This window comes from Sulfobacillus sp. TH-112 (genome assembly GCF_057473405.1).
The window spans coordinates 1-12,002 of sequence record NZ_JBYCKN010000070.1 but is presented as its reverse complement, the minus strand read 5'-3'; the positions used below and the strand labels follow the sequence as shown (position 1 = coordinate 12,002).

The following is a 12,002-nucleotide window of genomic DNA, read 5'->3' as shown; positions in this document are numbered from 1 at the left end:
CTGCAAAAGACATCACCATGCCAATGTTGGCAAAGGTGCGCAACATCCCGGAGGCAATGCCATATTGTCCCCTGGGCGCGCCTTTCATCACCGCGGCGTTATTGGATGGAAAAAATCCTCCTGAACCTATGCCATTAATCACACTCGCCACCACAATCCAATATAGCGGGGTAGCGCCTCGTAGCTGGGCATATATGAGCACTGCCACCGCCTGCAAAGCCAGACCGATGGTGGCTGGCAGCACCGACCCCAAGCGATCTGTCAAGCGACCAGCAATCGGTCCCGTCACTCCGCCAATGAGGTATCCGGGAACCAGCAGCAAGGCCGCATTTAGCGGTGTCATAGCACGAGCCCCCTGAAGATACATCATCACGAGAAATAGCACCGCAAATCCTCCCAGCCCTTGAAAAAAGGCTGCCAACAAAGAAAATGTAATGACGCGAATTCGAAACAACGCCAACTGGAGTAAAGGATCGATTTGCTCTGACTCGATACGCGCAAAGGCTACGAGCGAAACTATCCCCACCCCAAACAACAAGGCTTCGGCACCATCCCATCCATGCGATGAGAGTTGTGTCATGCCGATCAATAGACTGGCCAGCCCAATGCCCAAGGTCACGAGGCCAAAAACGTCCAGCCGACGGCTGGTCTGCTGGGTCCGTTCCTTCAGCACGTACAGTGCCAAGATTAAAGCTAGTCCACCAATGGGTACGTTAATAAAGAAGATCCAGCGCCATGAAAAATAGGTGGTGATGAACCCCCCCAATAAGATCCCTAAAATGGCTCCGAGATTCCAGCCAATGGAATTATATCCGTAGGCCCTTCCTCGTGACTCGGGGGGAAACACATCGGCTATCACCGCTCCAGAATTGGCACTCACCAGAGCGCCACCTATGCCTTGCACCACCCGCGCCAACACTAAAACTATCCAGCCGGTAGACAGGCCGCACCACATCGACCCGATCACGAAAATGACAAAGCCCAGTTCGTACATCCGAACACGACCGAACATATCTCCAAGCCTTCCCACCTGCGTAGCCAACAACGTAATCACTAACAAATAAGCCATGACGATCCAGACCACCGTACTTAATGCCGCATGTAAATCGCGCATCATGGTCGGAAGTGCCAGTACTACGATGGTACTATCGACTGCAGTAATCAACACCCCAATTACAATCACGGCCAGAGCCAAATTCGGCCGATTGGTCACCGAGTCATTCATGTGACGTGTCCTCTCCTTTTGTTCGATACCGTTCCCGAGGAGTCCAACAGTGAAACTTCCACCGCGGATTGGTCTCATATCCCAGGCGGCGACAGCGATACCGTTTTGGACCCACATGTTCAATCCAGACACACGTTGCACAAAAGTGCACGTCCTGGCCTTCCACCCTCATCGTGCTCACTTCCCATCCGATCTCACAGCGACTTTATTTTACCTCGATCGACGCACCTCGGAACCACGCCTTTGCTTTTTTGTTATATGATTATTCAAAGCTGAACATTGTCCATGTTACATTAAACACTATAAGGGGGAAGATTATGGCATCGTACATCAGCAGTTGTCCCAGTTGTCGGCACTCCCTAGAAGTGACGCAATTTACCTGTCCGCACTGCCACATTGAAATACGCGGTCATTTTGACAACCACCCGACGCTAAACTTAAGCGAGGAGCAACTCAGTTTTTTACGCCTATTTGTGGTGTCCCGCGGAAATCTTCGGGAAATTGAACGTATTTTGGGCGTTTCGTATCCTACTGTCCGTAATAAGTTGGACGACCTCGTAGATGCGTTTCAAGATGCCCCGTCTCCCAAAATAGAAAAGGATGCCCCGCCTCCTCCTGATCGACGGACCGTCCTTGAAGAGGTGGCGGCGGGGCAACGTACCCTGCAAGACGCTCTCGACTTTCTCAACGCCATGTCGGACAAGGAGAGCTAAAGGTGTCCCCCTCACACGCCATTGTAAAAGTGAAACGCGGCTCCATAAGCATCAGCAATAGTCCCACGGACTCCGTAATTTTTGAGTGCGACACGGAGATTATCCCTATGTATCAGAACGACACTGTGGTCTTTGACCTCGAGCGCCTGCCAGGGCCCGTTCACCTTAGCCTCTCGCTCCCTAAGCGGCTTCAATCGCTACAGGCAGATATCTCGCGCGGGCCCCTGTGCGTCACAAGCCTTGTAGCGGAGAAAGCCGACCTGAACATCGGAGCGGGCGACTGCCAGGTAAGCGAGGTGATGGGACAGTGGGACATCAATGTCGGCAAAGGTAATTTGGCAGTCTCCCGTTCTCATGCCGAATTCGACTGCAACGTGGGCATGGGGCGCTGTACACTTACGCAAGTGCGAGGCACAGCTCACATTAATGCCGGACTCGGACCCATCACGGGAGATTACTGCGAGGGCTCATACGACATCAATGCGGGCAAGGGTGACGTGCAGTGGAACTGGGGTCGTGGGATGGTTGACATTAGTGCCGGAATGGGTGATGTCGAAATCCAGCAGGGACGCATAGACCGTCTTGAGATTAATTCCGGGCTGGGTAAGATTTTGGTAGAAGAACGCGCCGTAACCGACGCTAAACTGGAAGTCGGTATTGGATCCATCACGGTTCATGGGCGGGTGGAACACCTTTCAGCGACGGTACGTAATCATGGCGGAATCAATGTTTCCTTCCCCTATGGGCTAGGCGTACGGGTAGAGGCTAGTACCAATCACGGTCGCATTATCTCCCACCTTCCGCTTATTCCGGTCGGTCATTCAGGCCCGCAAAGAGGCGAGCGACTCGTAGGCATGGTGGGTGACGGCGCGGGCACGATCTCTCTAGAGACCCGTCGTGGCACCATCACCTTATCGCAACACGCCGATGTTACTACTCCTCATGACCCGGACAGCGCGAGTGCCGAGCACAGCTTACCGTCGCGAGAGACGGACCCGAAGTGGGCGATCTTGCGACAGCTCCAAGAGGGTCATCTCACGGTGGAAGAAGCAGACAGACTACTTAACGCTGTGGACCACCCTGGCAAGGACTAATTCTCTGTCGGTCTAGCCAGTTCCCGGTATCGATAGCAGGTCGTAATATGGTCCATGACCAGTCCTGTTGCCTGAAGGTAGCTATAGCAAATGGTCGGGCCCACATATTGAAAGCCCCGCCGCTTTAAGTCTTGGCTCAGTGCAATCGACAGCGCACTGGTAGAGGGTAGGTCCTGGTTTGATGCATAATGGTGAATTTCCGGGCGGTTGCCGACAAAACTCCAGAGATATTGCGCGAAGTCTCCCCACTCTTGCTCCACCATTAAAAAACGTCGCGCGTTAGTCACGTGGCTAAAAATTTTCTTAGAATGATGAATGAGTCCGGGAAACGAGAGTAATTCATCAATCTCCTTTTGCCCGTATTCCGCTACGAGTGCGGGGTCAAAATTATTGAGTGCCTCTCTATACCGTTCACGACGCCCTAACACTGTCATCCACGACAACCCAGCTTGAACGCCCTCAAGAATGAGAAACTCAAACAGTCGGATCCGATCGCGGGTGGGCACCCCCCACTCTTGGTCGTGGTACTCCATCATCAACGGGTGGGACAAGGCCCACCCACATCTCTCCAACTGCAACACCGAACTCCCTCCCTAGATACCAAACTCCGGGTGCGAAGCGGATAAGCACTTCTTGTCGACATTTCTGGTACACTCATTTTACTCAACGAAGGTGAGGTGTGTCAGTGCTGTCTCAATCACTGGATCGTAAACTCATCGCTGCAGCCCACACTGAGAACATTATGTCACATTGTGTGGGAATTTTTCTTCCTCGCAACATGACCATTCTTCTGCTCAAGCGACGCTATGACGACTATATGCCAAACCTTTGGGAAATACCTGGAGGCCACCTCGACGCTGGAGAGTCCATCGCCGACGCTCTGGTTCGCGAACTCTACGAAGAAACCCACTACGAACTCACCGAGATTGGACGCTATTGCGGATATTATGATTACCCAGGGGAATTTGGCCCGACCAGGGAGTGGAACTTCGAAGTCACCGTAAAAAGCACCGAGGACCTTTCCCACCCTGAACATAGTGAGTCACTTTGGGCGGATGCCATGACGAGCCGACAACTCCCCATGGCACCGCATATGGCACAGTGTCTATTGCGCTATTGGAGTGAGGCCCAAGACTAGCCTCAGCATCGCAATCTCGCGAAGGGTCATGTACCGTTATTCTACCAAGACGTCCCGACCCCATCTCCCGGTTCCTCTGCCGTCACCGACACCAACGGCGTTTGTCGGAAATAGGTGGAGCCACGCGCCCAATAGATCGCCATCGGGATCAGTCCGAGAGCCATCGAACCAAATCCCACCGCAATGGTGGTAAACGACAGCGTATTGAGTGACTCCACCATGATCCAAAACATAAAGACGGCTCCAACCAGGGGCCATAGACCAATAAACACAAAATTAGCCACCGAGCGCGTCAGCAATCGTCGATAGGCGAGCACCACCGAAAATCCCGCCAATCCGTAATAAATGGCAATTTGAATGGCAATAGCATTAATAGCATCGGTCATCACCGTACTGACTGAGCCTACAAAGTTCGATGTCACAAAGAGCACCAACGAAACCAAGCCGACCACGACGCTTGCCACCCACGGAGTTCGCCATATCGGATGCACCCGAGCAAATCCACTGGGTACCGTCCGGTCGCGTCCCATGGCAAACAACGAACGCGTGACTTGGATGAGCGTGGTCTCGAGTGTCGCGATGGTCGATAACATAACAGCAAAGGTTAAGAGGCGCCCGCCTATGCCGGGCCAAATAGCTTGTCCGAGCACAGACAACACATCGGCTGGATTGGCCGTAATCTCATGAGCGGGTAGTGTGACATTGGTCGCGACGGTGAAAATCTCAAACAGTAGAAACACGATGACGACGCCGATGAGCCCTCCTCGGCCGGGTGTGGTTTTTGACTGCTTCGTTTCTTCGTTGAGATTCGCACTCACATCCCATCCCCAATAATAAAAGGCAGCTACTAGTGCTCCACTAGCAAATCCCCTCATCGAATGAAAGCCATGGAACCCAAACCATCCCCACGAAAAAGGGATGCGAGCATGATAGCCCGCATGTACCATCGCCAACACCGCAAACACTAGCAGTATGACTACTTCAATCGATGACATAATCCATTGGACACGGGCGGTAATCCGAATGCCGACCATAATCATAATCGCCATGAAGAGAAACCAAAATCCGCCGACAATCGTCACCCACAAGGTATTATTGGCCAATCCAGAATGAAACAGGGCGAGCGTTACCGAGCCGGCTGGTAACGAACCGGCAACCATAAAGAGTGTGGCAGACACCAAAAGCGCCCATCCGGCGAGATATCCAAAAAACGGGTGCATCGATCGCGCCACCCAAGCGTAGCTCGCACCCGCATTGACTTCCGTTTTTCCCAAATATGAAAACGCAAACGCGATTCCGAACATTGGAATGCCGCACCACAACAAGGCCGCCGGGCCCATAAGTCCTACCGCCCCTACCAATACCGCGGTAGATGCAGCAATCGAATAGGCAGGAGCACTACCGGCAATTGCCATAATGATTGAGTCGAGACTACCTAAAACATTCGCATCCAGAGAGTCGACCTTGCGGTCTTTCATCTCGTCCATTCCTCCTACTTTTCGTGGCCATCCTCTTGGCCGGCTCCCCGATCCTTTATTGTGCCCCTGCTTTTCAGACAACGCCGAATCGGTTTCAATCTGGGTATACGAATCACGTTACTTTCAGCTTGCGGACGATTCGATACACCAACGAACGGATTAGACGTTAAAAGTGATAGGGTAAAAACTCTGGGGAAAGATAACCACGACAGTATACCGACATTGTGGTCCTTCGTCGATAGATTGCTTCAAAGAGCTTTTTGGTGGGCACTGCACTTTCCATCCGTTAGCCCTCTTGCCACTTGGTCTCACCCATCCTCGACATGCTATCATAAAGGGGATATTATTCGAGGAGGTTCACATGCCACCATTCACGCTCACCCCAATCCAGGACATTGCTGCCATGCTAGGCATTTCGGCCCAAGATCTTATCCCCTATGGTCACTACAAGGCCAAGCTCCCTCTTTCCATCATCTATGAAAAACCCCGGCGCGCCAAAATGATTTTGGTGACGGCTACCAATCCCACTCCCCAAGGGGAAGGAAAGACCACCGTATCCATTGGACTTTCGCAGGCTTTAAATCGACTCGGCCATCTAACGACGGCGGTGCTGCGCGAGCCGTCGTTAGGACCGGTATTTGGTCTAAAGGGAGGTGCCACGGGGGGAGGTCAATCGCAAATTCTGCCTTCGGATGACATTAACCTACACTTTAATGGCGACTTTCACGCCATTACCGCGGCTCATAATTTACTCGCGGCATTAGTAGACAATGAGCTTTTTCATGGCAGCCGCCTCTCGCTCAAGTCAACTCAAATCACGTTGAAACGGGTCTTAGACGTAAACGACCGCGCACTGCGACAGGTGGTCACGGGACTTGGGCGTGGCAATGGATCGGTGCGCGAAGGCGGATTTGATATCACTGCTGCCTCGGAAGTGATGGCCATCTTGGCCCTTGCCCACGACCTTCCCGACCTCACCAATCGGTTGTCGCGCATGGTCATTGCTTCCGCAAAAATGGCTCCCGTGACGGTGGATTCGCTCGGTGCCGCTCCTGCCATGACAGCCCTACTCACCGACGCCATTATGCCCAACCTCGTGCAAACGACCGAGCACACGCCGGCTATTGTCCATGCCGGCCCATTTGCCAACATTGCTCACGGTTGCAACAGCGTCATCGCGACGGAAGCAGGCTTGAGATTTTCGGACATCATGGTGACCGAAGCGGGTTTCGGGGCCGACCTCGGAGCAGAAAAGTTCTTAGACATTAAGGCTCCTCTCCTGGGCACTGCGCCCGACGCTGCGGTTATCGTCACCACCCTACGGTCGTTGAAATACCAAGGCAGTGCGGGCTCGGGCAGCGTCTTTGAGACGCTTGCAAGAGGTGTACGGAATTTGGATAAGCACCTTGAAAATCTGACCCGATTTGGCCTACCACACGTGGTCGCCCTGAACGAGTTTCCCGATGATTCCGTCCAGGAAATTGCGTGGCTCCGACAGCATTGCGAAGACATAGGCGTTCAAATGGTTGTCTGTCGAGTGTATACCGAGGGGGGAGAAGGAGCGCTAGACCTCGCCCGTGCGGTCATTGCCGCCATGGACCAATCGCCACAGTTTGCGCCCCTCTACCACAAAGAGCTGCCCCTTAAGCAAAAAATTGAGCGCATCGCTCAGCACATTTACGGGGCCGACAACGTCATCTTTGAGGCAGCGGCCGAACAAAAACTGCAGCGTTTCGAAGCCTGGGGAGAATCCCATCTGTCCATCTGTATGGCCAAAACTCAATATTCGCTCAGCGATAATCCCCACTTATTAGGACGTCCCGAACACTTTTCGTTTAACATTCGCGATGTAGAAATCGCGCGCGGCGCCGGGTACATTGTCCCGCTGGCCGGATCCATGGTCCGCATGCCGGGATTACCCAAAGAACCGGCCGCTTATCGAGTCAGGATACGTGATGACGGGGCAGTGGAAGGCCTTTCGTGAGTTCTCGCGACCTCACCTTAACGAGCTATTTAGATCGTCTTGCGACTCCCTCGGCCCTCTTTGGCGGAGGGAGTGCAGCTGGCTATGCCGCTGCTATGGGTTGGGCTCTAAACGCCATGGTTGCCGGCTTAGCGCAAAAACATTCTCGGGAACGGTCCATGGACGACCTTGTGGAAAGAGCATTAAATACGACGACCATGCTAAAAGAGCTAAGTGCATCCGATGTTCAAGCCTATGCAGGCATCCTTCGGCATCCATCGGAAAAGACCTACGACGAAGCTACGCGCATCCCGCTGGCCATCCTTCATCATGCGCGGCAGGGAATCCTCTTTCTTCAACAAACGCTACTTGATACTGTCCAGCAAGCGACACCCGACCGCATGACAGCGCAATATCTCTTCAGCGCAGCGATTCAAAGTGTCCTCGTCATCATCGAAGCGAATTTGGAAGGCACAAGCCCCTCCATGACGGCGCGCGCCAGGGACCTGATATCGATTCCTAATCCGGCCCTACGCCAACTAGGCTAGCAATGGCAATAGCTGTGGGGGGTCGTTTTCGGGTACATAAGAACTTGTGACCTCGTCTCATGACTATCCCGGTGCGGGCATCGTCGCCGAAAGCACGACCGGCCCTGGCCATTGATTGGCTGAAGCCTGAGGTTCAATGCAGATCACCAGGTGCTCTCGCGCTGTCAATGCACTGTGTCCTTGAAACCAACCATAATTCTTATTCAGATGCAACGGGCCAAGCGCCCGGGCCCCGGATTTACTAATCGTCCATACTTCATACAAGTGATGACTTTGCAGCGCAGGTAGATGCGCTACGGTAATCGCTAATTCTGAGGAGGCTCTCCACACCATCACCTGACCATCGGTCTTCCCCGGATATGGTTTTTGAAGAGCCACCACCACCGGACCATCAGCCCGAGATACCGTGACATGGGGCTGACTCCAAACCTTCCCGAGCCCTAAACCCACCAAGAGGGCAATCAGAGCCAACCCCATCACCCTCGAACGGGGAATATTGAAGCGGCGAACACGCCTCACCTGTTGTTCGATATTTTTCAAGACCCGCGGTGGAGGCGGCACGTCAGATAGTTCAAATATCATCGCATCTGCCCATAGAAGACTCCGTTGAAACTGCTGTCGACAATCGGGGCATTCACTCACGTGCTGCAAGTATTCATCTTGTTCGATTCCTTCCAGCTCACCGTTGAAATACTTCGACAACATCGACTCCGCATTACAATGTTCCATCGGAGTGTTCCTCCATTTCCAAATGCTTGCGCAGGTGGTCCAACGCCAACCGCATCCGACTCTTGACGGTGCCGACCGGAATATTCAACCTCTTGGCCACCGCCGTTGTGGAAAGACCGTCAACATAAATGAGACGTACCACGAGTGCCTGCTCACGCGACAGGGAACTTAACATCGCATTCATCGACTCAACATCAAGAAATTCTCGGATATCATCATCGGGATCAGCAATTTCATTGATCGCATAATCAAAACGACTCAAATCCGGGCGACTCTTGACTTGTCTCAAATAATCGTACACCACATGACGGGCAATCACAAAAATCCAAGCATCAACACTTCCCCTGGCTGGATCCCAGCGTTTGGCATGGTACCAGACGCGCAGGAAGACGTCTTGAACCACCTCTTCCGCTGCGCGCTCGTCATTCAATCGACGGCGCCCTAATTGATAAACACCAGCGCTGTAGCGCTGGTATAGCTCCCGCAGGGCCTCCCATTGTCCACTTTGGATTCGATGTAAGAGATCTTCTGCGCTCAAGGGTTCAAATGGGTTTCCCGCCGTGACCATCCCCTTGTCCTCTAAAAATACTCTACGAAAACGTCTGCCAAAAGGATCACTTTAAAAAACTTTTTTATAAACTGATCCGTTAGCTATGGCTAATACGTATGGAAGTATGATACAACTTTCTTGACGAGGTGGGGATAGAATGAAAAATTTGAACTCTCTTGACGAACCCCGAAAACATTGGTCCAAAGAGCGCATCATTCTGTTAATTCGAACCCGGTACGACAATGGTTGGGCTCTGAATCCTCAGGCGCTAGCTCAAGAAGACGCCTCGCTATTAGCGGCTGGCAGACGCTATTTTGGCAACTGGAATTGTGCGCTACGCGCGGCAGAGGTCCCTGAGGCTAACGGTCGGGCCGGGTGCAAACGTCATGATCGCGGCTATTGGACTCGTGAACGCATTATAGAAGAGATACGTCGCAGTGCGCAAAGTGGCCACTCATTGCATGCCCATGCCATGCAAAAAATGAACAATCGATTGGTATCGGCGGCAACCTATTATTTTGGCTCATGGGCCGAGGCACTGTCTCAAGCCGGCTTTGATGCCAACAATATCCGGGCAGTGCAACGCCACTCGTATGATTCGGTGATGGCCGCGATTCGGCGTCTGGCAGAAGAGAACGCCGACTTGCGCGATTCAGCTATTCGACGGACCCACCGTCCCTTATATTGGGCAGCGCAGAAATATTGTGGAGGGTGGCGCAACGCAGTGGCCTCAGCTCTCCATGTATCATCTGATTCAATCTCCTCCTGAGGAGATTGAATGCCACTTTCCAGCGGACTACCGTGAGATTAATTTCGCCCAATGCACGTGGATCACGCGGTGAGATGGCCAGTTATCTTTGGAATCTGAATATCGAACAATCACATACAACGTACGTACCGCCGTCTCCCCGGGAGTCTATTTTGGTTGCGCTGATTAGCGGTTCATCGCGCGATGTGTCATCGTCTGGGGTCACATTGATCTTTAAACCGCGACCAGGGCATCGACACCATGGACGGCTAACCATTTCGCTCACTATCATTGAAGTCGTCATACATTGAAGTCTTCATATCTTGTTATGAAATCTGAGCGCGCTAAGTCGCCGGATCATCGTGACGCCATTCGTCCACGCCCTATGCGCCGCCGCGCTCGACGCCGCCACAGCATCGATCGTCCCGCGTTCACCAAGGCCAGTGCTGCGATAAGAATAGCCCCCGCTTCCCAGTGCGGAAACTCCCGCTCCCACAGCAATGCCCCTCCAGCAAAGGCAAATGCCCAGAAAAGCGCTAACTGCGCTTCGCTTAGGTCCGCGCTGCGATCCAGCCTCCGGAGAATCGCGGTGACATCTGGCTTTGTCGCCAGTTCTCCCCCGTCCAACTGCCCTATAACCCGTTTCCATTGCCCCGGGATGACAAGCCAGCTTTGGAGTTCTTTATATCCCATCCCCATGGCGGTCCGAACCAGCGCGCCGCGCTCTTCGCCAAACACCGTCTCACTCCAGCCAATAGCCGCATTGAGCCACTCAGGGACACTTTCGGTCTGTTGTCGTCCGATGAGCGGGAGCGCACGCTCCTTCAACACTACCATCCAATCAATCTCGGGATACAACCCCGAAATTAAACCAAAAAGCATCCCAATGGCGCGCCCTAAAAACATATAATGGGCCGGAAATTGCAACGGTTCCTGATAAAGAAAGTCTTGAAATTCAGCAACCGCCGTGTCCATGTCGGGTCCCGGTTCAAGTGGAGTGCCCGCAATCTGATTAAGCAGAAATGCGACCGCTTTCCGCAGCAAGGGCCGCGACGCATCCTCCCGCACAAAGCCCAATTTCTCGATCGCTTCGACAACCACGACAGCGTTCTTCGTGAGCACTCCCTGAATCAGCTTTCCCACAGCGCTTAGGTCTTCTTTAGGGATATGTCCCATCATGCCGAAGTCTAAAAAGATCACCGTACCGCCGGGACCGACAAAGAAATTGCCCGCGTGGGGATCAATTTGAACAAATCCGTCGACCACAATTTGCTTTAGGAAGGCGTCAATCATAATGTTGGCGATGCGTAAGGGATCAATTTCTTGCGCACGAAGGCCTTCAGTGTCGGTCACCTTCAGGCCATTGACAAACTCCATCACAAATACGCGCTGCCTAGTAAAGTCCGCTCTCACACCGGGTACAACAACATCTTCTTCGGCCTCAAAATTCTTGCGAAAGGTCGCCAGATGACGGGCTTCTTGACGGTAGTCGAGCTCCTGATCGACCAGTGCGGCAAACTCCTTGAATAAGCGAGACGCATTTATCCGCCTGCCAGCCCGAGTAAAACGTTCAAAGGCCCGCATCACCACTGCTAATGCTGAAAGATCAATCGCGGCCAACCGTTCAATATCGGGGCGTTGCACTTTGATCGCTACAACATCCCCACCCAGCAAAATCCCTTTATGTACCTGCCCTAACGAGGCCGCCGCCACCGGCGTCTCCTCAATGGCCTCGAAGTGGGTCTGTATCGGCTCGCCCCACTCCGCCTCCATTAACACTTTAACGGCATCCCACGACGCCGCCGGCACCTGGTCT

At 53.1% G+C, this 12,002-nt stretch carries 12 protein-coding genes; 6 read left to right on the top strand and 6 right to left on the bottom strand.

Going from position 1 to position 12,002, the window contains the following annotated elements; all coding sequences use genetic code 11:
* Nucleotides 1-1,225, bottom strand: a 1,225-nt coding sequence (locus ACOJWD_RS04630; protein WP_486992052.1) for a DHA2 family efflux MFS transporter permease subunit, incomplete at its 3' end; no start/stop codon positions are given.
* Between the two features lie 317 nt (nt 1,226-1,542).
* Between ACOJWD_RS04630 and ACOJWD_RS04625 the strand changes: the two genes are divergently transcribed.
* Nucleotides 1,543-1,938 carry a DUF2089 family protein gene (locus tag ACOJWD_RS04625; RefSeq protein WP_486992051.1) on the top strand — a complete coding sequence of 132 codons (396 nt, stop codon included), beginning with the start codon at nt 1,543-1,545 and terminating at the stop codon, nt 1,936-1,938.
* A 107-nt stretch (nt 1,939-2,045) separates the two neighbouring features.
* Nucleotides 2,046-3,032 (top strand): DUF4097 family beta strand repeat-containing protein, encoded by a 987-nt coding sequence (locus ACOJWD_RS04620; protein ID WP_486992050.1) that lies wholly within the window; start codon nt 2,046-2,048, stop codon nt 3,030-3,032.
* Here the strand turns inward: ACOJWD_RS04620 and ACOJWD_RS04615 are convergent.
* Nucleotides 3,029-3,613 (bottom strand): DNA-3-methyladenine glycosylase I, encoded by a 585-nt coding sequence (locus tag ACOJWD_RS04615; protein WP_486992049.1) that lies wholly within the window; start codon nt 3,611-3,613, stop codon nt 3,029-3,031. The two genes, ACOJWD_RS04620 and ACOJWD_RS04615, sit on opposite strands and share 4 nt — an antisense overlap.
* A gap of 104 nt (nt 3,614-3,717) precedes the next feature.
* Between ACOJWD_RS04615 and ACOJWD_RS04610 the strand changes: the two genes are divergently transcribed.
* Nucleotides 3,718-4,170 carry an NUDIX hydrolase gene (locus ACOJWD_RS04610; RefSeq protein ID WP_486992048.1) on the top strand — a complete coding sequence of 151 codons (453 nt, stop codon included), beginning with the start codon at nt 3,718-3,720 and terminating at the stop codon, nt 4,168-4,170.
* A 41-nt stretch (nt 4,171-4,211) separates the two neighbouring features.
* Here the strand turns inward: ACOJWD_RS04610 and ACOJWD_RS04605 are convergent, their stop codons facing one another.
* Nucleotides 4,212-5,648: an APC family permease gene (locus ACOJWD_RS04605; protein ID WP_486992047.1), complete on the bottom strand. Its 1,437-nt coding sequence runs from the start codon at nt 5,646-5,648 to the stop codon at nt 4,212-4,214.
* A gap of 361 nt (nt 5,649-6,009) precedes the next feature.
* On the opposite strand from ACOJWD_RS04605, the gene ACOJWD_RS04600 reads away from it, so the two are divergent.
* Nucleotides 6,010-7,632 carry a formate--tetrahydrofolate ligase gene (locus ACOJWD_RS04600; protein WP_486992046.1) on the top strand — a complete coding sequence of 541 codons (1,623 nt, stop codon included), beginning with the start codon at nt 6,010-6,012 and terminating at the stop codon, nt 7,630-7,632.
* Complete coding sequence (locus ACOJWD_RS04595) at nt 7,629-8,159, top strand: cyclodeaminase/cyclohydrolase family protein (RefSeq protein ID WP_486992045.1); 531 nt, start codon at nt 7,629-7,631, stop codon at nt 8,157-8,159. Before ACOJWD_RS04600 ends, ACOJWD_RS04595 begins: the two co-directional genes overlap by 4 nt.
* 63 nt (nt 8,160-8,222) lie before the next feature.
* On the opposite strand, the gene ACOJWD_RS04590 is transcribed toward ACOJWD_RS04595, so the two are convergent.
* Both ACOJWD_RS04590 and ACOJWD_RS04585 read right to left on the bottom strand, forming a co-directional pair.
* On the bottom strand, nt 8,223-8,888 hold the full coding sequence (locus ACOJWD_RS04590) for an anti-sigma factor domain-containing protein (RefSeq protein WP_486992044.1): 666 nt from the start codon (nt 8,886-8,888) through the stop codon (nt 8,223-8,225).
* On the bottom strand, nt 8,875-9,456 hold the full coding sequence (locus ACOJWD_RS04585; RefSeq protein ID WP_486992043.1) for an RNA polymerase sigma factor: 582 nt from the start codon (nt 9,454-9,456) through the stop codon (nt 8,875-8,877). Before ACOJWD_RS04585 ends, ACOJWD_RS04590 begins: the two co-directional genes overlap by 14 nt.
* A 139-nt stretch (nt 9,457-9,595) precedes the next feature.
* On the opposite strand from ACOJWD_RS04585, the gene ACOJWD_RS04580 reads away from it, so the two are divergent.
* Nucleotides 9,596-10,207, top strand: coding sequence for a homing endonuclease associated repeat-containing protein (locus ACOJWD_RS04580; RefSeq protein ID WP_486992042.1), 612 nt, complete (start codon nt 9,596-9,598; stop codon nt 10,205-10,207).
* Nucleotides 10,208-10,543: 336 nt separating this feature from the next.
* On the opposite strand, the gene ACOJWD_RS04575 is transcribed toward ACOJWD_RS04580, so the two are convergent.
* Nucleotides 10,544-12,002 (bottom strand): ABC1 kinase family protein (locus ACOJWD_RS04575; protein WP_486992041.1); only part of this gene is annotated, 1,459 nt, incomplete at its 5' end.

Bases quoted from the DNA above. Each gene is read 5' to 3' on its own strand.
- ACOJWD_RS04625 (WP_486992051.1), top strand. From the start codon at position 1,543: ATGGCATCGTACATCAGCAGTTGTCCCAGTTGTCGGCACTCCCTAGAA.
- ACOJWD_RS04620 (WP_486992050.1), top strand. From the start codon at position 2,046: ATGTATCAGAACGACACTGTGGTCTTTGACCTCGAGCGCCTGCCAGGG.
- ACOJWD_RS04605 (WP_486992047.1), bottom strand. From the start codon at position 5,648: ATGAAAGACCGCAAGGTCGACTCTCTGGATGCGAATGTTTTAGGTAGT.
- ACOJWD_RS04600 (WP_486992046.1), top strand. From the start codon at position 6,010: ATGCCACCATTCACGCTCACCCCAATCCAGGACATTGCTGCCATGCTA.
- ACOJWD_RS04590 (WP_486992044.1), bottom strand. From the start codon at position 8,888: ATGGAACATTGTAATGCGGAGTCGATGTTGTCGAAGTATTTCAACGGT.
- ACOJWD_RS04585 (WP_486992043.1), bottom strand. From the start codon at position 9,456: ATGGTCACGGCGGGAAACCCATTTGAACCCTTGAGCGCAGAAGATCTC.
- ACOJWD_RS04580 (WP_486992042.1), top strand. From the start codon at position 9,596: ATGAAAAATTTGAACTCTCTTGACGAACCCCGAAAACATTGGTCCAAA.